Consider the following 20674-nt stretch of genomic DNA (forward strand, 5'->3'; position numbering starts at 1 on the left):
GGGTGGCCGCCCCGACCGAGGTGGGAGCGTCACGCGACGCCGCCCGGGCTATGACACAGCGCGATCGTCAACGGGACGACTGTTGACAGGTCAGACACATTCCCGCAACCTGATAGCGCTCCCGAGCCCAGGCAGGTGCGAGCTGATGGCGACACTCCAGGCCGGCCGTCTGCTGGCCCGGCGGTACCGGCTCATCGACCGGATCGGTGCCGGTGGCATGTCGGTGATCTGGCGTGCCCGCGACGAGGTGCTCGACCGGGTGGTGGCGGTGAAGGTGCTCGCCCCCTCGCTCGCCGCCGACGCGCGGTTCCGCGACATGGTGCGCGAGGAGGCCCGCTCGGCCGCCCAGCTCGACCATCCGCACGTCACAGCCGTGCACGACTACGGCGAGACGGTGGCCCCGGACGGCTCCATCACCTCGTTCGTGGTGATGGAACTGCTCAGCGGCGAAGAGCTGGAACACCTGCTGACCCAGGGGCCGCTGCCCTGGCCGGCGGCGGTGGAGACGGGCGCGCAGGTGGCCGAGGCGCTGGCCGCGGCGCACCGGCTCGGCATCGTGCACCGCGACGTGACCCCGGCCAACGTGATGATGACCGGCACCGGCGCGAAGGTGCTCGACTTCGGCATCGCCACCCGGATCGGCACGCCGGACGACGACGAGGACGGCGGCACGTTCGGCACCCCGGCGTACGTGGCCCCGGAGCGGCTCGACGGCGCGCCCGCCCAGCCGGCCACCGACGTGTACTCGCTCGGCGTGCTGCTGTTCGAGACGCTGACCGGGCACCCCCCGTACCCGGCGGAGACCTGGGAACAACTGAGCGCGGCGCTCGCGGACTGTCCGGAGCCCACACTGGACGACGTACCGGGCCTGCCCGGGCCGGTCGCTGACATCTGCCTGCGCTGCCTGGCCCGCGACCCGCGTCACCGGCCCACCGCGCACCAGGTGGCCGCCGTGCTGCGCGACCAGATGCTGCCCGCCGACCCGCAGGCGGCCACCATGCTGGCGCCGACCATGACGCTGCCCGCGCTGACCTCCCCGCCGCCGGCCGGCCCGGAACCGGCGAGGCCGCCGACCCCGGGCCAGGCCCCCGCGGCGCAGCCGATCCCGGAGCCGGGGCAGGATCCCGCCGCACAGCCGGTTCCGGGCCGGCGGCGGACCCTCACGCTGGCCGCAGTCGGCGTGACTGTGGTCGCCGCGGCGGCGCTGCTGGCGTCCGCGCTGACGCCGGACCGGCCCGCCGGCCCCCGGGTGCTGCCGACCGCCGGGCCGGTGCAGCCGTCGCCCGCCGAACCGCCGGTGACCGAGGAGCCGGCCACCACGCCGCCGGCCGGGCCGACCACTCTGCCGTCGACCGGCGGCGTGCGCCCGCCGGCCGCCGGTCAGGCCGACGCCGCCGAACGGGTGGACGGACTGATCGAGGCCGGACTGACCGAGGGCCAGATCCGCGAGGACGTCGGGGTGGACCTGCGCAACCTGCTGCGCAACGCGGTCGCCGCGAACGGCGAGGGCGAGGTGACAGCCGCCGTGGACCGGCTCCGTGGCAAGATCGACGAGCGTCGCCGCGAGGGCAGCATCAGCCCCGGGTACGCGCGGCGACTCGACGCCGCCGCGGCGGAACTCGTGGCCGGGCAGACCTGACGGGTCAGCCGGCCACGACCGGCGCGACCGCCCGCTGTGCCCGTGCGGGCGCCCGCGCGGCCAGGAAGCCCCGGTAGACCGCCTCGTAGTCGGCGGCCATCCGCTCCACCGAGAAGTTCTCCGCCACGTGCGCCACGCAGTCCGCCGGGTCCAGGTCCGCCGCCGCCCGCAACGCCGCCGGCAGCTCGCCCGGGTGGTCGCAGACGAAACCGGTCACCCCGTCGCGGACCAGTTCCGGCACCGCGCCCCGGCCCAGCGCCACCACCGGCGTACCCGTCGCCATCGCCTCCACCATCACCATGCCGAACGGCTCCGCCCACTGGATCGGCATGATCAGGCAGCGGGCGTCCAGCAACAGCCGCAGCGCGGTCACCCGATCCGCGTTCACCACGGGCGTCACGTCGTCGCCGAGCAGCGGCCGGACCACCTGCTCCAGGTAGCGGCGCTCAGCGGGCTCGTTGCACTTGCCCGCGAGCGTGAGCGGCAGCCCGGCCGCCCGGCAGGCCGCGATCGCCACGTCCGGGCCCTTGTCCGGGCTGAACCGGGCCAGCCAGAGCACCGGGCCCGCGCCCGGGCTGCGCTTGCGGGGGATGTCCCGCAGCGGCATCGCGTTGTGCACGGTGCCGGCCCAGGGCAGCCCCGGGTTGGCCCGGCGCTGGGCGTGCGAGATCGCGATCAGGCCCACGCCCCGGTCGGTGTTGCCGAGCACAGTGCCGTACTCGCCGACCGGGTTGCCGTGCACGGTGGCCACTGTGGGCACGCGGCGGCGGCCGGCCACCATCGGGCCGATCGTGGTGTGGTCGTGGATCAGGTCGAAGTCGGCCGGGTCGACCAGGCGGTCCACGTGGGCCAGGTGCGCCAGTTCGGGCAGCGACTCGCCCATCCGCTCGTACTGGAGGTCGTCGCAGGTGGAGACGAAGTCGGCGGCGGTGCCGTGCTCGGTCCCGGCGCCGAACAGCGTGACGCGGTGCCCCCTGTCGACGAGCGCGTCGACGAGCCCCGCCACCACTGTCTCCAGCCCGCCGTAGCCGGGCGGCGGCACCGACAGCCACGGCGGCACCACCATGGCGATCCGCAACGGCCCGGCCCACGCGCGCTCCGAGGACTGCTGGTTCACGGCCACGAGTCCTCCCCGTCGGTCCCCGGCGTACCCCGCTGCGCGCGGGTTCCCGGCCCGGCCCGCGGTAAACGACGGGCGGTCAGCCGGACACCACGATCGCGACGTGCACCTCCCGTACGCCGGGCAGCGCCCAGGCGGCCCGTTCCGCGTCCTCCCGCTGCCACCAGGCGCTCACCACTCCGTCGAGCACCACTGTGTCGCCGTCGACCCGGGCGTCGATCCGCTCGGTCCCGGTACGCCGCAGCAGCAGGCGGCGCAGGTCGATCCGCTTCTGCTCGTCACTCGGCGGGGTCGGCGGCCGCACCTCGACCAGGTTCGTCACCCCGCGTACGCCGCGCAGCCGGCGCAGTTCCCGTTCGGCGGTACGGCGCTGGAAGCCGAACTCGACCTCGCCGCGCAGCATGATCCAGCCGTCGGCGACGGTCACGTCCAGCCGCTCGGCGGGCACGAAGCTGTCCCACTCCAGCGCCCGGCTCGCAGCGATCGCGATGTCGGCGTCGGTACGCCGGTCCGTGGCGGGCAGGTCGACCGCCAGGTCACTGGCGACCGCCCGGACGCCGCGTACCCGGTGGGCGCAGCGCTCGACGGCCCACCGCCGGGCGTAGCTGTCCACCTGGCCGGTGAGCGTCACGACGCCCCGCGCGACTGTCACGCCGACCTCGGTGGCCCGGGTCTGCGCGTCCCAGTCCAGTTCGGCGAGGACGTCGCGCTGGATCTGCTGGTCGGTGCGCACGGCGGACGTGGTGGTCATGCCCCGACCCTCCCGCCGGTACGGGTGAGGCGCGCTCACCCGTACCGGGTGAGAAACGAGGAGGGGCGGCGGGTGACGGAGCCAACCCCCTTGGCTCCGTCACCCGCCGCCCGGGAGGGAGGCAGGTCCTCGGGACTATGACGTCTCGGCGAGCGTCACGGTTGCGTTCTCGGTGGATCCGTTTCGCTTGTACTGCACCTCGACCCGGTCGCCGACCTTGCCGGCCTGCACGGCGCCGACCAGGTCGTTCGAGTCGTTGATCACCTTGTCGCCGAACTTGGTGATCACGTCGCCGCGCTGGATCCCGGCCTTCTCGGCGGGGCTGCCGGGCGTGACCGCGGCGACCAGCGCGCCGCCGTCCTCGGCGCCGTTCACGCTCACCCCGAGCGAGGGGTGGCTGATCTTCTCGCCGCGCTGGAGCTTCTCGGCCACGTTCTTGGCCTTGTTGCTCGGGATGGCGAAGCCCACGCCGATGTTTCCGGTGCTGCCCTGCCCGGCGGTGGCGATGGCGGTGTTGATGCCGATCACCTCGCCCCGGGTGTTGACGAGCGCGCCGCCGGAGTTGCCCGGGTTGATCGGGGCGTCGGTCTGGAGCAGGCCTGAGATCGAGCTGGCGCCCTGCTGCGGGTTCTGCTGGCCGCCCTCCCCCGCCTGGATGGTGCGGTCGCGGGCGCTGAGGATGCCGGCGGTGACCGAGCCCTGGAGGCCGAGCGGGCTGCCCAGGGCGAGCACCTGGTCACCGACCTGCATGGCGTCGCTGTCGCCGAACTTGGCCGCCTTCAGGTTGCTCACGCCACTGGCCTGAACCACAGCGAGGTCGGTCTTCGGGTCGGTGCCGACGATCTTCGCGGAGGCGCTCTTGCCGTCGGCGAAGACCACCCGCACGGTGTCACCACCGGCGCCGGCGACGACGTGGTTGTTGGTGAGCACGAACCCGTCGGCGCTGAGGATCACCCCGGAGCCCTCACCGCTGTTCGTCATGATCGTGACGATGCTGTCCTGGACGGAGGCCGCGATCTTGGGCAGGTCGGCGCTGTTGATCACCGGCGCGGCGGAGTAGGTGCGGGTGGGACCGTCCCCGTCGAGCGCGAGGGCGAGCGCGCCACCGGCCGCGCCGGAGCCGAGCATCAGGACCAGCGCCAGCGCGCCCGCGCCGACGAACTTCCCGGCCCGGCTGGGGCGTGCCGGCTGCTGCGGGCCCCACTGCGGCATCGGCTGCCCGGGCTGGTACGACTGGTATCCCTGCTGCGTCTGGTACGGCTGTGCCTGGTACGACGGCACCGGCCCACCGTGCTGCGTGGACGGGTAGCCCGCGGCGGTCTGCTGGTTCCAGCCGCCCTGCTGGTGCTGCTGCCCGTACCAGGGGTGCGGCTGCCCCGAGGCCGGGTACGGCGGCGCGGACGGCGTCGCCGGCTGCGGCGGGTACGGCCCGGCGGGCGCGGTGTTTCCGGCGCTCTCCGCCGGGTTCGTGTGCCCGGCGGGCGTGCTGGTTCCGGCGGCCGGGGAGTCGGCCGGAACCGACGCCGCGGCCGGGGTGCTGGAGGAGTCCGACGTCCCGCTCTCGAGGCGGGGCAGCTCGGCGGTGTGGTGCGACGGCTCGGCGTCGGCGGGGGCCGGCGACCGCTGCGGATCGGTCTCGTGGTCGGTCATGCCACCAGCTTTCCCCGTAGCACTGTCACCAGCCTGGAATCCGCCTGGAAGTTTTCTGAATGTCACTCGCCGGGCTCGGGCTCCTCGGGCAGCAGCGGCAGCTTCACCCGGAAGGTCGCCCCTCCGCCCGGTGTCTCCGCCACCTCGACGGTGCCGTGGTGCGCGGCGACGAGCGCGGCCACGATGGCCAGGCCGAGGCCGGTGCTGATCGGCCCGCCGGCCCGGCGGGTACGGGCGGCGTCCACCCGGTAGAACCGCTCGAAGACCCGTTCGGCCTGCTCCGGGGTGAGGCCGGGACCGGTGTCCGCCACCTCCACCACGGCGAGGTGGCCCGCCTCGGCCCGCAGCCGCAGCGTCACCGAGGTGTCCGGCGGCGTGTGGGTGAGCGCGTTCGTCATCAGGTTGCCGATCACCTGGCGCAGGCGCGCGTCGTCGCCGAGCACCACCAGCGGCCCGGCGCCCGGTTCCCGCTCCAGCTCGATCCGCCGGTCCGGGGCGACCACCCGGGCCGCCTCGACCGCGTCGGACGCCAGCACCGGCAGCTCGACCGGGGCCAGCGCGATCGGCCGTTCCCGGTCCATCCGCGCCAGCAGCAGCAGGTCCTCCACCAGCAGACCCATCCGGGACGCCTCGTCCTCGATGCGGCGCAGCAGGTCGGCGGTCTGCTCCGGCGCACGCGCCGCGCCCTGGCGGTACAGCTCGGCGAAGCCCCGGATGGTGGTCAGCGGCGTGCGCAGCTCGTGCGAGGCGTCGGCGATGAACTGCCGCATCCGCTCCTCGGACCGGCGGGCCCGCGCCTCCGACGCCTGCGCGTACGCGGCGGCGTCCCGCGCGCCCATCTCGGCGCTGCGCGCCGCCGCCTCGGAGGCGGCCCGCGCGGTGAACGCGGCCTCGATCTGCGCGAGCATCGCGTTCAGTGCCCGGGACAGGCGGCCCAGCTCCGAGGTGGGGCACGGCCGCCCCATCTCCGGGTCGGGCACCCGCCGGGTCAGGTCGCCGCCGGCGATGGCGGCCGCCGTACGCTCTATCTCCACCAGCGGCTTCAGGCTGGTACGGACGATCCCGGCGCCCACCGACGCCAGCGAGATCAGCACCGCTCCGCCGACCAGGAGGTCTATCCAGACCAGCCGGCCGACCGCGGAGTCCACGCCGGTGAGGTGCTGCCCGAGCGCGATGATCCGCCCGTCGGGCAGGGCGGTGTAGAGCATCCGCCACCGGCTGCGGCCGTCCTCGGAGCGCACGGTGAACGGGTCGCCCACCCGCTCCTGGTAGCCCGCGTAGTCGGCGGGGAACCGGGGCAGTTCCTCTTCGCGCAGGCCCTCGTAGCGCGTCGGCTCCTCCGGCAGCTCACCGGGCGCCATGACGGACGCCACGTAGTCCGACGGAATGGTGATCTTGATCCCGCCGCCGCCGGCCTTGTCGAGCGTGTTGGCCACCGTGTACGCGCCGCCGCGGAGCTGGTCGTCCGCCTGCCCGATCAGATAGTTCCGCAGCAGGAACGCCGTCAGGCCGCTGATCACCACCAGCGCCACAGCCACGAGCGCGAGGACCGCGGCGACGAGCTTCAGCCGGAGCGGGACGCTGCGCAGCCTGCCCTTCGCGTCGTGGACGACGTTCACGCCGCCGGCTTGCGGAGCACGTATCCCACTCCCCTGAGCGTGTGGATCAGCCGGGGCTGGGTGTTGTCGACCTTGCGCCGCAGGTACGAGATGTAGGACTCGACGATGTTGTCGTCACCGCGGAAGTCGTAGTTCCAGACGTGGTCGAGGATCTGCGCCTTGCTGAGCACCCGGTTGGCGTTGAGCATCAGGTAGCGCAGCAGCTTGAACTCGGTCGGCGACAGCTGCACCCGCTGGCCGGCCCGGTGCACCTCGTGGGTCTCCTCGTCCAGCTCCAGGTCGGCGAAGGTGAGGCGGGACGGAGCCTGCTCACCGGTCGCGGTACGCCGCAGCACGGCCCGGATACGGGCGGTCAGCTCCTCCAGGCTGAACGGCTTGGTGACGTAGTCGTCGCCGCCCAGGGTGAGCCCGCGGATCTTGTCGTCGGTGGCGTCACGCGCGGTCAGGAACACCACAGGGGTACGCGTACCGCCCTCGCGCAGCATCCGGATGACCTCGAAGCCGTCCAGGTCGGGCAGCATCACGTCGAGCACCACCAGGTCGGGCCGGTGGTCCTTGGCGGCGTTGAGTGCGGCGCTGCCGCTGGTCGCGGTGGCCACGTCGAAGCCCGCGAAGCGCAGGCTCGCGGAGAGCAGTTCGAGGATGTTGGGATCGTCCTCGACGACGAGAAGCCGGGCCTCGGTCTGGGTAGCCGCCATGGCACCCATCATCCGTGCTCCGGCTGCGGCCGCGCTGGGTGCTCCCTGGAAACAACCTGTGAGATCAGCGGAGCAGCCGCCGCAGCCCTTCCAGCGCACCGTCGAGCAGCCGGATCGCGGTACGGAGCTGGTTGTCGCTGAGCCGCCGGGCCCGGACCAGCGCCCCGACCTCGACGGTGAACGCGGCGAGCCGCTGGTCGAAGTCGGCGAGCAGCGGCGACTCGTCCGGGCGGGCCGATCCCCCGTCGCCCGCCGGCCGGGTGGTCGCGGACGCCGTCCAGCCGCCCTGCCGGGTCTGCCGGGCCACCTCGCGCAGCTCCCGCTTCAGGTCGCGCACCGATCCGCGTACCTCGGTGCGGATCTCACCGGCCAGCGCGGAGAGGTCCTCGACGGCGGCGCCGATGTCGCTCTCCAGCGTCGACAGCTCGTCGGCGCGCTGCCGCAGTTCGGCGCGGCCCGCCTCGGTGATCTCGTAGACCTTGCGCCCGCCCGCGGCGGTGTGCGTGACCAGCCCTTCCGCCTCCAGCCGTTGCAGGCGCGGGTAGATGGTGCCGGCGCTGGGCGCGTACAGGCCGAGGAAGCGCTCCTCCAGCAGACGGATCAGCTCGTAGCCGTGCTTCGGGCCGTCGTCGAGCAGCTTCAGCAGGTAGAGCCGGAGCCGGCCGTGGCTGAACACGGCGGTCACGGCACGTCCTCCACATGGTCGGCGGGCGCGACCGGGCGGGCGAGCAGCGCGATGCTGCCGGAGGTCGCGGAGGCCCAGAGCCTACCCGTACCCCCACCGAGGACACCGTGGCTGTCCTTGATCGAGCCCAGCCCGCGCCCACCGCCGTCCACCTGGGGGAAGCCGCTGGTGATCTTGCCGGAGGTGGTGTGCAGGTGCACTGTGAGGTCGCTGTCCTCGCGGACCCGCACGGTGATGCTGCCGGAGATGGCGCTGAGCCGGATCTCGCTGCCGCGCGGGTTGTCCAGGTCGCAGGTGATCGAGCCGGAGACGGCGTGCGCGCGGACCCGCTCGGGCGCACTGTCGGCGAGGATCAGCTCACCGGAGACCGTCTCCAGGTCCAGGTCGCCGCCGATGCCGAGCGCCTCGACCGGCCCGGAGATGACCTTCGCGCTGGTGCGTCCCCGCAGCCCGCGCAGCGTGACCTGCCCGGAGGTGACGTCGACGCGGGTCTCCCGGCGCAGCCCGGAGGCGACGAGCGCGCCGCTGACCACCGACAGGGTGGCGAGCACGTCCGGCGGAACGGCGACCGACACCTCGGCCCGGATCCGGTTGCCGAACCAGGAGAAGATGCCGAGCAGGCCGGGCTTGCGCTTGTGCCGGATCGTCAGCCGCCCGTCGCGTACCTCGACGAGAAGCGGCCGGCTGCTGATCCGGGTCACGTCGACCCGGGCCGGACCGTCGGCGCCGACCACGTTCAGCCGGCCGCTGATCAGCTCGGCGTCGAGCCGGGTGATCGGCTCGTCCAGCGTGATGCGCTGCGGGTTGTCGACCGTCCAACTGGCCATGACACGCTCCCCTCGTCGGCGTACCGGCCCACGGCACGCCAGGTGTTGCGAGGAGCGTAACGCGATACATCGCGACTGAACAAGACACTATCGCGACTATGTCGCGTCCCCGACGACTGCGGCGGTCAGGCCGCCAGGTCGAGCTGGGTCGCGAGCACGGGACGCGGGGCCGGGCGGACCGCGGCCTCGGCGATCCGGGCCAGCGCCCGGCGGTCCGCGCCCTCGGCCGGGTGCAGCGCGGCGCTCACCGTCACCGACACGGTCAGGTCCCGGGCGGCGAGCACCCGGCGCATCGACGCCCAGAGCGTCTCCTCGCCGAGGAAGGCGGGCAGCGTGCTCGGGTCGCCCGCGTACCGGTAGCCGAGGCTCAACGGCACCACCGGCGCGCCCGCCGCCACGGCGGCCTCGAACATCGCCGGGCGGAAGCCGCGGCTCGGGCGGCAGTCCGTCGCGGCGCCGCACCAGGTCGTACCCTCCGGGAACACCGCCACCGACCGCCCGGACCGCAGCGCGCCGGCCACCCGCGCGACGGTGGCCGGCAGGTCACGCGGCCGGGACCGGTCCACGAAGACGGTGCCCGCCGCGGCGGCCAGGGCACCCACCAGCGGCCAGCTCCGGACCTCGCGCTTCGCCAGCATCCGGGCCGGCGACACGGCGAGCACCGCCAGGACGTCCAGCCAGGACACGTGGTTGGCGACCAGCAGCGCGCGCCCGCGCGGCGCCCGGCCGCGGACCAGCAGACGCACCCCGAGGGTACGCAGCGTCCACCGCGCCCAGCCCCGCAACGCGGCCCGGCCCCGGGCGGCGGGCAGCACCGGCAGCAGCGCGACCAGGCCCGTCCCGGCCAGGAGCATTCCGAGTACGCCGAGCAGCCGCCCGGCCCGGCGCAGCCACGACACGTCCGGGGCGGCGTGCGGCGGCAGACAGTCCGGCCCGCAGCCCGAGGCGGGCCGCCACAGGCCCTCCCCGGCGGCGCCCGCGCACGGGTCCGCGCCGAGCCCGGGGACAGCGGCGGTCACGACCCGGCCTCGCCGAGGAAGTGCCGCAGGTAGCGCGGGTTCATCCGGTCCAGCGAGAACAGCACGTAGAAGTCGGCGCAGCCGAAGTCCCTGTCGTACGCGGGCTCGCCGGCCACCCAGGCGCCCAGCCGCAGGTAGCCGCGCAGCAGCGGCGGCACGAGCGCCCGGCGTCGCGCCGGGGTGAGCGCGGCGAGGTCGGCGGCGGGCGCCTCGGCGGACCAGGGCCGGCGCGGGGTGACCCGCAGCAGCGGCGGGGCGAGGTGCCGGGCGGTGACCTCGGCCCACACCTGCGCGGCGGCGGTCCCGCCGTCGGCGACCGGCACCGAGGCGCAGCCACCGAGCCAGCGGGCGCCGCGCAGGTGCAGGTAGCGGCAGATCCCGGCCCACATGAGGTTGATCACGGCGCCGGTGCGGTGGTCCGGGTGGACGCAGGAGCGGCCCGCCTCGACCAGGTCGTCGCGGAGCGGGGCGAGCGGGCCCAGGTCGAACTCGGCGTCGGCGTACCGGCGGTCGGTGCGGCCGGGCGGCAGCAGCCGGTACGTGCCGACGACCTCCCCGGTCCCCTCGTGCAGCACCACCAGGTGGTCGCAGTACGCGTCGAACCCGTCGGTGTCGAGCCCGGTGGCGGCGGTCGGCAGGGTGGCGCCGAGTTCGCCGGCGAACACCTCGTGGCGCAGGCGTTGCGCGGCCGCGACCAGTGTCGGGTCGTCGGCGATCAGCAGGGTGTAACCGCTGGTCGTGAGCGGTGCGCCAGCGGCGTGCAGAACGGCCATGACTCCTGTGTAGGTGCCCCGGGTTGCCACCGGGCGGGATGAGGGGTGTCGATCCGGTGAACGCCGGTCGGCGGCGGCGTGCGAACCGGGACGGCCGGGACGGGACCGGCGTGTGCGAGGCTGCCGGGCGGACCGCCCGCGACGGCGCAGGCGGAGGGGAACCGGAGGTGCACATGCTGGTCGAGGCCCGCTTCCAGGGGCCGGACGGCTCCGGCAACGGCGGCTGGAGCGCCGGGATCTTCGCCGCGCTGATCGACGACCGGGGCCCGGTGGAGGTCACGTTGCGCCGGCCGCCGCCGCTGGACACGCCGCTGACCGCCGCCGACGGCGAGGTACGCGATCCGGACGGACACCTGATCGCCCAGGTACGCCGGGTCGAACCGGTCGACGCGGTGGTGCCGCCGGTGGACCGGGCGACGGCGGCCGACGCCGCGCGGGCGTACCCCGGTCTGGTCGACCACCCCTTCCCCCGCTGCTACGTCTGCGGCCCGGCGAACCCGGACGGGCTGCGGATCTTCCCCGGGCGGCTGCCGGACGGGCGGACCGCCGCGCCGTTCCGCGCGCCGGCCGACGTGGTGCCCGCGACTGTGTGGGCGGCGCTGGACTGCCCGGGTGGCTGGGCGGTGCTCGCGCCCGGCCGGCCGTACGTGCTGGGGCGGATCGCCGCGCAGGTCACGGCGCTGCCACGGCCCGGCGACGAGTGCGTGGTGACGGGCCTCGCGGTCGGCGGTGAGGGACGCAAGGCCGAGGTGCACACCAGCCTGTACGGTTCGGACGGCGCGCTGCTCGGCCGCGCCCGGGCCACCTGGGTGGCGCTGCCGACCCGGTGATCTCCTCCCTGAGGAGGACGGCGCGTACGCGTCCCGCCTGATTGACCCCCTTGCGCCGGGTTGGAAGGCTGTTGCCGGGTGCCCCCGCAACGGCGCCCCCACCGGCGCGCGACGAGCCCGCCGGGGCAGGAGAGGAGAATGATGTCCGACGGGCAGCCACGCCCCAGTGCCGGGACCGGCCAGATCATCGTGTCCGGCCTGACCAAGCAATACAAGACCGTCCGCGCGGTGGACAACCTGTCGTTCACGGTCGAGCCGGGCCGGGTCACCGGCTTCCTCGGCCCCAACGGCGCCGGTAAGACGACCACGCTGCGCATGCTGCTCAACCTGGTGACGCCGAGCGCCGGCACGGCCACCATCGGCGGCAGCAGGTACGCCGACCTGCCCGATCCGCTGCGTACGGTCGGCGCGGTGCTGGAGGCGTCCAGCGCGCACAAGGGCCGCACCGGCATCAACCACCTGCGGGTGATCTGCGCTGCGGCGGGCCTGCCGAAGGAGCGCGCCGACGAGGCGCTCGCCCTGGTCGGGCTCTCGCCCGCCGCCAAGCGCAAGTTCAAGGGCTACTCGCTCGGCATGAAGCAGCGGCTCGGCATCGCCGCCGCGATGCTCGGCAACCCGCAGGTGCTGATCCTGGACGAGCCGGCCAACGGCCTGGACCCGGAGGGCATCCGCTGGATGCGCGGCTTCCTCAAGGGGCTGGCCGCCGAGGGACGGACGGTGCTGGTCTCCAGCCACCTGCTCTCCGAGATGCAGCTGCTCGCCGACGACGTGGTGATCATCGCGGCCGGCAAGCTGGTCCGGCAGGGCCCGGTCGACCAGGTGATGGCCTCGATGACGCACGACGTGCGGGTGCGGGTGCGCACCCCGCAGGCCGACGAACTGACCGCGGCCCTGCGCGAGCAGTCGGCCGTCGTCGACACCGACCCGCACGGCGCGCTGCTGGTCACCGGCGTGGACGCGCCGGCTGTGGGCCGGGTCGCGCTGGCCGCCAAGGTCGAGCTGCACGAGCTGACCACCGAGCGCCCCGACCTCGAAGGGGTCTTCCTGGAGCTGACGGCCGGAAAGGCGGAGATCCGATGACGCTTGTCCGATCCGAACTGCTCAAGATCCGTACCACCAGCACCTGGTGGATCTTCGGGCTGATCAGCCTGGCGCTGTGGGCGCTCACGCTGTTCTTCAACTGGTTGCAGACCGAGGCGCTGGCCGGCGGGGACTTCGGCGAGGTGCCGGCCGACCAGTCCGACCAGTTGCAGGCCATCTCGGCCGCCGACAACCTGGCGGCCAACCTCTACACGAACGGCCAGTTCTTCGGGCTGCTCATCGTGCTGCTGCTGGGCATCGTTGTGGTGACCAGCGAGTTCTTCCACCAGACGGTGACCACCACGTTCCTCACCGCGCCGCACCGCACCGCTGTGATGCTGGCCAAGCTGGCCGCGGCCGGCGTGCTGGCGCTGCTGTTCTGGCTCGTCACCACGGTGCTGAACCTGGTCACCGCGCCGCTGATCCTCAGCTCGGTGGACGTCGGCTCGCAACTCGGCAGCGGCGCCGTGTGGCGGGCGATCGCGCTCAACGGCCTGGCGTACCTGCTGTGGTCGGTGCTCGGCGTCGGGCTCGGCGTGCTGATCCGCAGCCAGATCGGCGCCACCGTGACCGGCATCCTGTTCTACCTGGGCGGCGCGATCGGCGCGGTCATCGTCCTCAGCCTCCTCGCGGCGCGGTACGGCGACTGGATCAACAAGCTCCAGCTGCTGGTCCCGTCGCTGGCCTCCGGGCTCATGGTCGGCGGTGACACGGACATCCCGGGCAACCCGCCGCAGTGGGCCGGCGCCCTGGTGCTGATCGGGTACGCGGTGGTGGCCGGCGCGATCGGCGTGGCCACGATCCGCAAGCGCGACATCTCCTGACCTCGCGTCGGGGACGGACCCCGGCCGGTGACGGACGTCATCGGCCGGGGTCTCGCTCGTCTAGCAGGAGTCGGCGGATCACGCAGCGTTTGCCGAACTTCTGGCATCTTCTGTGAAACGGACCACCAGCCGGAGGCGAGAATGCCTGCGCGCAGCGCACGGCGTAGCCTTGGCATCGGTTTACCCAGCGTCGGCAACCGGGGGTCACCGGGGGCCACCGTGACATTCACAACCGCGTGAAAGAGGCGATTAGCGGCCGTGTCGACCCAGCAGACTTCGCAGGAGAACCCACTGGCGGGTTTCGGCCCGAACGAGTGGATCGTCGAGGAGATGTACCAGCGTTACCTCGCCGACCCCTCGAGCGTCGATTCGGCCTGGCACGACTTCTTCGCCGACTACCGGCCGGCCCCGGGCGCCGCCACACCGCGCCCGGACGGGCAGGCCAAGCCGGCCGCGAAGCCGGAGCCGGCCGAGCAGCAGGAGGCGGTGGCGACCGTCACCGCGCAGCCCGCCAAGACCGAGCCGAAGGCCGCCCCCAAGGCCACGCCCGCTCCGGCCAAGCCCGCCGCCAAGCCGGCGGCGAAGGCGCCCGAGCCGGCCAAGAAGTCCGCCCCGGCCAAGCCGGCCGCCAAGGCGCCGACCGCGAGCGCCGCGGGCACCACGCCGCTGCGCGGCGTCGCCGCCAAGATCGTGCAGAACATGGACGCGTCGCTCGCCGTCCCGACCGCCACGAGCGTGCGCGCCGTCCCGGCCAAGCTGCTCGTCGACAACCGCATCGTGATCAACAACCACCTGACCCGCGGTCGCGGTGGCAAGGTCAGCTTCACCCACCTGATCGGGTACGCGCTCGTCCGCGCGGTCGTCGAGCACCCGGAGATGAACAACTCCTTCGCCGAGGTCGACGGCAAGCCGGCGATGGTCCGCCCGGAGCACGTCAACCTGGGCATCGCGATCGACCTGGTCAAGCCGGACGGCTCGCGCAACCTGGTGGTGCCGTCCATCAAGGGCTGCGAGCAGATGGACTTCCGGCAGTTCTGGCAGGCGTACGAGGACGTGGTCCGGCGCGCCCGCCGCAACGAGCTGACCATGGAGGACTACTCCGGCACCACGATCTCGCTCACCAACCCGGGCGGCATCGGCACGGTGCACTCGATCCCGCGCCTGATGCAGGGGCAGAGCGCCATCATCGGCGTCGGCGCGATGGAATACCCGGCCCCCTACCAGGGCATGAGCGAGGCCACCCTGGCCGAGAACGCGGTCAGCAAGGTCATCACGCTGACCAGCACGTACGACCACCGGATCATCCAGGGCGCACAGTCCGGCGAGTTCCTGAAGGTCATGCACGAGCTGCTGCTCGGCGAGCGCGGCTTCTACGACGACATCTTCACCTCGCTGCGGATCCCGTACGAGCCGGTGCGCTGGATGCGCGACGTGGCCGTCGACAGCGAAGGCCAGATCAACAAGACCGCTCGGGTGCACGAGCTGATCCACGCGTACCGGGTGCGCGGCCACCTGATGGCCGACACCGACCCGCTGGAGTTCAAGATCCGTAAGCACCCGGACCTGGACGTGCTCCAGCACGGGCTCACGCTCTGGGACCTCGACCGCGTCTTCCCGGTCAACGGCTTCGCCGGCCAGCAGCGGATGAAGCTGCGGTCGATCCTCGGCGTGCTGCGCGACTCGTACTGCCGCCGGGTCGGCATCGAGTACATGCACATCCAGGACCCGGAGGAGCGGCGCTGGATCCAGGAGCGGGTCGAGCGCAAGTACGAGAAGCCCAGCTCCGACGAGCAGAAGCACGTGCTGAACCGGCTCAACGCCGCCGAGGCGTTCGAGACGTTCCTCCAGACCAAGTACGTCGGCCAGAAGCGCTTCTCGCTGGAGGGCGGCGAGTCGCTGATCCCGCTGCTCGGCGAGGTGCTGGAGTGCTCCGCCGAGGCCGGGCTGGACGAGGTCGTCATCGGCATGGCCCACCGCGGCCGGCTCAACGTGCTGGCGAACATCGTCGGCAAGCCGTACGAGAAGATCTTCTCCGAGTTCGAGGGGCACCTCGACCCGCGGTCCACGCAGGGCTCGGGCGACGTGAAGTACCACCTCGGCCAGAACGGCAAGTTCACCACCCCGGACGGCGAGCACGCGGTCAAGGTGTCGGTGGTGGCGAACCCGTCGCACCTGGAGGCCGTGGACCCGGTGCTGGAGGGCATCGTCCGGGCCAAGCAGGACCGCATCGACCTCAAGCTGGAGGGCTACACCGTGCTGCCGCTGGCGGTGCACGGTGACGCCGCCTTCGCCGGCCAGGGCGTTGTGGCCGAGACGCTCAACCTGTCCCAGCTGCGCGGCTACCGCACCGGCGGCACCGTGCACGTGGTCGTCAACAACCAGGTCGGCTTCACCACCGCCCCGGAGTACAGCCGGTCCAGCCTCTACAGCACCGACGTGGCCCGGATGATCCAGGCGCCGATCTTCCACGTGAACGGCGACGACCCGGAGGCCGTGGTCCGGGTGGCCCGGCTCGCGTTCGAGTACCGGCAGGCGTTCAACAAGGACGTCGTGATCGACATGGTCTGCTACCGCCGGCGCGGGCACAACGAGGGCGACGACCCGTCGATGTCCAACCCGGAGATGTACAAGATCATCGACTCGAAGCGGTCCGTCCGGAAGCTCTACACCGAGGAGCTGATCGGGCGCGGCGACATCACCGTGGAGGACGCGGAGGAGCTGCTGCGCGACTACCAGGGGCAGCTTGAGCGGGTCTTCAAGGCCACCCGGGACGCCGCGACCACCCCGCGTCAGCTCAGCCGCCCGGCGCGGGAGGAGGAGCCGGAGCCGCAGGTCGACACCGCCACCGACGCCGCAGTGGTCAAGGCGATCGGCGAGGCGCACGTCAACCTGCCGGAGGGCTTCACCCCGCACAAGCGGATCCAGCAGCTGCTGGAGCGGCGCCGCAAGATGTCCGTCGAGGGCGGCATCGACTGGGGCTTCGCCGAGATCATCGCGTTCGGCACGCTGCTGCACGACGGGGTCACCGTCCGGCTCGCCGGGCAGGACTCGCGCCGCGGCACGTTCGTCCAGCGGCACGCCTCGGTGGTCGACGCCAAGACCGGCGAGGACTACCTGCCGCTGAAGTCGCTCACCGCCGACGGCGAGCGGTCGCGCTTCTTCGTCCACGACTCGCTGCTCTCCGAGTACGCGGCCATGGGCTTCGAGTACGGCTACTCGGTGGAGAACATCAACGCGCTGGTGGCCTGGGAGGCCCAGTTCGGTGACTTCGTCAACGGCGCCCAGTCGGTGATCGACGAGTTCATCTCCTCCGGCGAGGTGAAGTGGGGCCAGCGCTCCGCGGTGACCCTGCTGCTGCCGCACGGCCACGAGGGCCAGGGCCCGGACCACACCTCCGGCCGCCCGGAGCGGTTCCTCCAGCTCTGCGCCGAGGACAACATGCGGGTGGCCATCCCGACCACCCCGGCGAACTACTTCCACCTGCTGCGCCGCCAGGCCCTGTCGCCCAAGCGCAAGCCGCTGGTGGTGTTCACGCCGAAGTCGCTGCTGCGGCACAAGCTCTGCGTGTCGCCGGTGGAGGACTTCACCACCGGGACGTTCCAGCCGGTGCTGGCCGACACCGCGGCTCCGGCGCCGGAGCAGGTCAAGCGGGTGCTGCTCTGCTCGGGCAAGGTCTACTACGACCTGTTCCAGGCCCGGCAGGAGCGGGGCGTCACCGACACCGCGATCCTCCGGATGGAGCAGCTCTACCCGCTGCCCGTCGAGGAGGTCCGGGCCGCGCTGGCGCAGTACCCGAACGCCGAGGACTTCGCCTGGGTCCAGGAGGAGCCGGCCAACCAGGGCGCCTGGTCGTTCGTCGCGCTCAACCTGCTGGAGCACCTGCCCGAGGTCCGGCTGCGCCGCATCTCCCGCCCGGCCGCCGCCGCCCCGGCGGTCGGCTCGGCGAAGATGCACGAGGTCGAGCAGAACGCGCTGATCGAGGCGGCTCTCCCCCGCCCGTGACATCACCGGCAGCGGCCCGTCCCGACCCGGGGCGGGCCGCTGCCGTACGACGACGAGAGGAACACCGTGTACTTCACCGACCGTGGCATCGAGGAGCTGGTCGAGCGCCGTGGCGACGAGCAGGTCAGCATGGAGTGGCTGGGCGAGCGGCTGCGTGACTTCATCGATCTGAACCCGGAGTTCGAGACCCCGATCGAGCGGTTCGCCACCTGGCTGGCCCGCCTCGACGACCCGGACGACGACTGACCCGGGCGACGGACCGACGCGCCGCGCGGCCGGGTCTCAGCCGGTCGCGCCCCGCCCGGCGACCCGGAGGTCTCCGGTACGCCGCAGCTTCTGCCAGCCGAGCCGGCCGCCCGTCAGCGCGGTGCCGACGGCCTGGAGCAGCACCAGGTACATCACCTGCCGGTAGACGAACTGCTGCAACGGCAGCACCCAGAGCACGCCGAGCTTCTCCCGGTCCAGCCGGAAGGCGAGCACCGCGGTGAGGAACTGGAGCGCGAGCATCGCCAGCCAGGCCACCACCGTGTCGCTGCGATCCAGGAAGATCAGCCCGTAGATCGCGAGCAGGTCGATCACCGGGGCGGCCAGCGGCAGCAGCACACCGAACAGCGTCAGGAACGACAGGCACCGGCGGCCGAACCGGCCCGACCGGCCACTGTCGATCACCGAGCGCCGGTGCTTCCACATCGCCTGGAGGGTGCCGTAGCTCCACCGGTACCGCTGCTTCCACAGCTGGCCGACGGTGGTCGGGGCCTCGGTCCAGGCGCGGGCGCTCTCCTCGTACACGATGTGCCAGCCGGCCCGGCCGAGGGCGATGGTGACGTCGGTGTCCTCGGCCAGCGTGTCGTCGGTCATGCCGCCCACCTGCTCCAGCGCCTGGCGCCGGAACGCGCCGATCGCACCCGGGACGGTGGGCATGCAGCGCAGCGTCTCGTAGAGGCGGCGGTCGAGGTTGAAGCCGATGACGTACTCGATGTGCTGCCACTTGGCGATCAGGCCGCGGCGGTTGCCGACCTTGACGTTGCCGGCGACCACGCCGACCCCGGGGTCGGCGAACGGCTGGACCAGCCGGCGCACCGAGTCCGGCTCGAAGATCGTGTCGCCGTCGACCATGACGATCAGGTCGTGCCGGGCCAGCGCGACACCCGTGTTCAGCGCACTCGGCTTGCCGCCGTTGGGCTTGCGCACGACCCGGACGTTCGGCAGGCGCAGCGCCGCCACGATGTCGGCGGTTCCGTCGGTCGAGCCGTCGTCGACCACCACCACCTCGATGCCGCCGGGGTGGTCGCCCAGGGCCAGCGAGCGGACCGCCGCGGCGATGCCCTCCCGCTCGTTGTACGCGGGCACGATCACCGAGACCGGTTCGGTGACCGGCGGCCCCCAGGACCAGTCGCGGCGACGGCGGCGGGCCGCGTGCCGTGGTGCCATGACGAACAGCAGCAGGGTCCGGCCGACGGTGAGCACCCCGACGAGCACGAAGAAGACGCCGAGCATCCCGAACATGCCGTCTGCCACGCGTACCGCGCCGACCAGCACGTGTCCCCGCCACCGCTCGTCGAGCGGGGCCGCCGTCTGCCCGCCGACCGGGCCTGATACGCCTGCTGCCGCGAACGTCTGGTTGAGCCCTTCGCTGACCGTGGTGAAGCGGTAGCCGCGCTCCAGCATCATCGGGATGTACCGGTCCAGCGCGGCCACGGTGCCGGACCGGTCGCCGCCCGCGTCGTGCCAGAGCGCGATCGTGCCCGCCGTCCCGTCCGGCGTGGCGTTGGCGACCATCTCCTCGACCGACGGAAGCTCCCAGTCCCGGCTGTCGACGTCGTTGACCACTGTGAGGTAGCCCAGTTCGCCGGCCTGCCGCAGCATCGGCCAGTCCCGGTCGGTGTAGGCGTCCGCGCGGGACGAGTACGGGAACCGCAGCAGCGACGGCCGGACGCCTGTGGTGCTGGCGACGGCGAGCTGCGTCTGCGCGTACTCCAGTTCCCGCCGCCAGTCCGGCAGCGCGGCGAGGTCGGGATGGGTGAACGTGTGCACGCCCAGCTCGTGTCCCTCGGTCACCAGCCGGCGGGTCACCTCCGGGTTGCGGACGACCTGTGAGCCGATGACGAAGAAGGTGCCCTTCACCCGGTACTTGTCCAGGACGCGCAGCACCTCCGGCGTCCACCGCGGGTCGGGCCCGTCGTCGAAGGTGAGCGCGACGGTACGCGGCGGCAGCCGGTGCGACTGGGTCCGGCCCTCCGCGCCGACGTTGACGATCGGGCCGCCCCCGATGACCGAGCTGGGGACCTCCCGCTGGCTGCCGGGCGTCACCCGGTTGTCGGGCACGAACGCGGCGTTCGTGTACGCCTCGACGACCAGCAGACCGGCCAGGACGACCACGACCATGGTGACCAGGGCCCAGCTCGGCCGGGGCAGCAGACGCCGCCCACGGGACCGGCGCGCGCCGGGGATCTGCCGCGCGCCGGGGATCTGCCGGACGTCCAGCACGACTGTGGACGCGTCGTCCGGCCGCCGCCCGGCCCGGTGCCGGCGGGCGGCGTGCACGCGGCGGGGGTCCAGTGGGGCGGTGGGCTGGTCACCTGTCGACGGGCGGGCGGGTGCCTCGTCACTCATCGGCGGGATCGGCCGGCGCGACGGGGTCGGCGGGCGGGTCGACGACCGGCGGTGGATCGACAGCGGGTGGCGGCGGCACCTCGGCGGTGGGGGCGGTGGGCGGCGCGGTGGTGGCCGCCGGGGTGGTCCGCGGCACGGTCGGGGCGGTCCGGGTCGGCCGTGGGTACCGAGGGCTCGGCGAGGCCGTGGCGGCGGGGGCGACGGAGGTGGCCGGCACCCGCACCGGAGCGGTCCGGACGTCGGCGGGCGCGTCCGGCGTGGGACGGGTCACAGCGGGCGCGGGCGACGCCGGCGGGTTCGGCGAGGGCAGCCGCTGCTCGCTGGTCGGCTCGACGAACGGGATGACGCTGTCCGGGGTGATCGGCCCGCCGGCGAAGCTGACCCCGACCATGACCGTGTAGACCACACCCGCCGCGCCGGCGCAGTAGGCGAGACGGCGCAGCCGCCGGCGTCGCCGCCCGCTCGGGTCGACGAAGACGGGGGGCGATTCCGGTACGATGGGAATCAGTGCGGTCGGGCCATCCACGCGGCAAGTGTAGATGCG

Annotated in this window: 17 protein-coding genes; 6 read left to right on the forward strand and 11 right to left on the reverse strand. The window is 73.2% G+C overall.

The window, feature by feature from the left end; genetic code table 11:
* Nucleotides 1-145: 145 nt before the first annotated feature.
* Nucleotides 146-1639 carry a serine/threonine-protein kinase gene (locus MICAU_RS25985; protein ID WP_013288327.1) on the forward strand — a complete coding sequence of 498 codons (1494 nt, stop codon included), beginning with the start codon at nucleotides 146-148 and terminating at the stop codon, nucleotides 1637-1639.
* A 4-nt stretch (nucleotides 1640-1643) separates the two neighbouring features.
* Here the strand turns inward: MICAU_RS25985 and MICAU_RS25990 are convergent, their stop codons facing one another.
* The 9 genes from MICAU_RS25990 to MICAU_RS26030 all read right to left on the reverse strand — a co-directional run bounded on the left by MICAU_RS25990 (nucleotide 1644) and on the right by MICAU_RS26030 (nucleotide 10781).
* Nucleotides 1644-2756 carry a glycosyltransferase family 4 protein gene (locus MICAU_RS25990; RefSeq protein ID WP_369830089.1) on the reverse strand — a complete coding sequence of 371 codons (1113 nt, stop codon included), beginning with the start codon at nucleotides 2754-2756 and terminating at the stop codon, nucleotides 1644-1646.
* Between the two features lie 82 nt (nucleotides 2757-2838).
* Nucleotides 2839-3510, reverse strand: coding sequence for a BON domain-containing protein (locus MICAU_RS25995; protein WP_013288329.1), 672 nt, complete (start codon nucleotides 3508-3510; stop codon nucleotides 2839-2841).
* Between the two features lie 135 nt (nucleotides 3511-3645).
* Nucleotides 3646-5160: a S1C family serine protease gene (locus tag MICAU_RS26000; RefSeq protein WP_013288330.1), complete on the reverse strand. Its 1515-nt coding sequence runs from the start codon at nucleotides 5158-5160 to the stop codon at nucleotides 3646-3648.
* Nucleotides 5161-5222: 62 nt separating this feature from the next.
* Nucleotides 5223-6779 (reverse strand): sensor histidine kinase, encoded by a 1557-nt coding sequence (locus MICAU_RS26005; protein ID WP_013288331.1) that lies wholly within the window; start codon nucleotides 6777-6779, stop codon nucleotides 5223-5225.
* Complete coding sequence (locus tag MICAU_RS26010) at nucleotides 6776-7477, reverse strand: response regulator transcription factor (protein ID WP_030271847.1); 702 nt, start codon at nucleotides 7475-7477, stop codon at nucleotides 6776-6778. Before MICAU_RS26010 ends, MICAU_RS26005 begins: the two co-directional genes overlap by 4 nt.
* A 64-nt stretch (nucleotides 7478-7541) precedes the next feature.
* A complete protein-coding gene (locus tag MICAU_RS26015) occupies nucleotides 7542-8162 on the reverse strand; it encodes a PadR family transcriptional regulator (RefSeq protein WP_013288333.1) in 621 nt (206 codons plus the stop codon).
* Nucleotides 8159-8989 (reverse strand): DUF4097 family beta strand repeat-containing protein, encoded by an 831-nt coding sequence (locus MICAU_RS26020; protein ID WP_013288334.1) that lies wholly within the window; start codon nucleotides 8987-8989, stop codon nucleotides 8159-8161. Before MICAU_RS26020 ends, MICAU_RS26015 begins: the two co-directional genes overlap by 4 nt.
* A gap of 125 nt (nucleotides 8990-9114) precedes the next feature.
* A complete protein-coding gene (locus MICAU_RS26025) occupies nucleotides 9115-10008 on the reverse strand; it encodes a lysophospholipid acyltransferase family protein (RefSeq protein WP_013288335.1) in 894 nt (297 codons plus the stop codon).
* Entirely contained in the window at nucleotides 10005-10781 is a 777-nt protein-coding gene (locus MICAU_RS26030) for a GNAT family N-acetyltransferase (RefSeq protein ID WP_013288336.1), read from the reverse strand. Before MICAU_RS26030 ends, MICAU_RS26025 begins: the two co-directional genes overlap by 4 nt.
* A 173-nt stretch (nucleotides 10782-10954) precedes the next feature.
* Between MICAU_RS26030 and MICAU_RS26035 the strand changes: the two genes are divergently transcribed.
* The 5 genes from MICAU_RS26035 to MICAU_RS26055 all read left to right on the forward strand — a co-directional run bounded on the left by MICAU_RS26035 (nucleotide 10955) and on the right by MICAU_RS26055 (nucleotide 17763).
* Nucleotides 10955-11611, forward strand: a complete 657-nt coding sequence (locus MICAU_RS26035; RefSeq protein ID WP_013288337.1) for a hypothetical protein — start codon at nucleotides 10955-10957, stop codon at nucleotides 11609-11611.
* Between the two features lie 138 nt (nucleotides 11612-11749).
* Complete coding sequence (locus MICAU_RS26040; protein ID WP_013288338.1) at nucleotides 11750-12691, forward strand: ABC transporter ATP-binding protein; 942 nt, start codon at nucleotides 11750-11752, stop codon at nucleotides 12689-12691.
* Nucleotides 12688-13515, forward strand: coding sequence for a DUF2705 family protein (locus MICAU_RS26045; RefSeq protein WP_013288339.1), 828 nt, complete (start codon nucleotides 12688-12690; stop codon nucleotides 13513-13515). The genes MICAU_RS26040 and MICAU_RS26045 overlap by 4 nt, the downstream gene beginning before the upstream one ends.
* 258 nt (nucleotides 13516-13773) lie before the next feature.
* Nucleotides 13774-17517, forward strand: a complete 3744-nt coding sequence (locus MICAU_RS26050) for a multifunctional oxoglutarate decarboxylase/oxoglutarate dehydrogenase thiamine pyrophosphate-binding subunit/dihydrolipoyllysine-residue succinyltransferase subunit (protein WP_013288340.1) — start codon at nucleotides 13774-13776, stop codon at nucleotides 17515-17517.
* A gap of 66 nt (nucleotides 17518-17583) precedes the next feature.
* A complete protein-coding gene (locus tag MICAU_RS26055) occupies nucleotides 17584-17763 on the forward strand; it encodes a DUF6104 family protein (protein WP_013288341.1) in 180 nt (59 codons plus the stop codon).
* Nucleotides 17764-17799: 36 nt separating this feature from the next.
* On the opposite strand, the gene MICAU_RS26060 is transcribed toward MICAU_RS26055, so the two are convergent.
* The gene (locus MICAU_RS26060; protein ID WP_013288342.1) at nucleotides 17800-20130 is read right to left on the reverse strand and encodes a bifunctional polysaccharide deacetylase/glycosyltransferase family 2 protein; all 2331 of its coding nucleotides are present in this window, start codon (nucleotides 20128-20130) and stop codon (nucleotides 17800-17802) included.
* Nucleotides 20123-20656, reverse strand: coding sequence for a hypothetical protein (locus MICAU_RS32875; RefSeq protein WP_174361740.1), 534 nt, complete (start codon nucleotides 20654-20656; stop codon nucleotides 20123-20125). The genes MICAU_RS26060 and MICAU_RS32875 overlap by 8 nt, the downstream gene beginning before the upstream one ends.
* Nucleotides 20657-20674: the final 18 nt, after the last annotated feature.

It is taken from the genome of Micromonospora aurantiaca ATCC 27029 (genome assembly GCF_000145235.1).
Classification (GTDB): domain Bacteria; phylum Actinomycetota; class Actinomycetes; order Mycobacteriales; family Micromonosporaceae; genus Micromonospora; species Micromonospora aurantiaca.

What these genes read in the sequence shown, in the direction of transcription:
- MICAU_RS25985 (WP_013288327.1), top strand. Translation starts at nt 146, where the DNA reads ATGGCGACACTCCAGGCCGGCCGTCTGCTGGCCCGGCGGTACCGGCTC.
- MICAU_RS25995 (WP_013288329.1), bottom strand. Translation starts at nt 3,510, where the DNA reads ATGACCACCACGTCCGCCGTGCGCACCGACCAGCAGATCCAGCGCGAC.
- MICAU_RS26000 (WP_013288330.1), bottom strand. Translation starts at nt 5,160, where the DNA reads ATGACCGACCACGAGACCGATCCGCAGCGGTCGCCGGCCCCCGCCGAC.
- MICAU_RS26010 (WP_030271847.1), bottom strand. Translation starts at nt 7,477, where the DNA reads ATGGCGGCTACCCAGACCGAGGCCCGGCTTCTCGTCGTCGAGGACGAT.
- MICAU_RS26020 (WP_013288334.1), bottom strand. Translation starts at nt 8,989, where the DNA reads ATGGCCAGTTGGACGGTCGACAACCCGCAGCGCATCACGCTGGACGAG.
- MICAU_RS26030 (WP_013288336.1), bottom strand. Translation starts at nt 10,781, where the DNA reads ATGGCCGTTCTGCACGCCGCTGGCGCACCGCTCACGACCAGCGGTTAC.
- MICAU_RS26035 (WP_013288337.1), top strand. Translation starts at nt 10,955, where the DNA reads ATGCTGGTCGAGGCCCGCTTCCAGGGGCCGGACGGCTCCGGCAACGGC.
- MICAU_RS26040 (WP_013288338.1), top strand. Translation starts at nt 11,750, where the DNA reads ATGATGTCCGACGGGCAGCCACGCCCCAGTGCCGGGACCGGCCAGATC.
- MICAU_RS26045 (WP_013288339.1), top strand. Translation starts at nt 12,688, where the DNA reads ATGACGCTTGTCCGATCCGAACTGCTCAAGATCCGTACCACCAGCACC.
- MICAU_RS26060 (WP_013288342.1), bottom strand. Translation starts at nt 20,130, where the DNA reads ATGAGTGACGAGGCACCCGCCCGCCCGTCGACAGGTGACCAGCCCACC.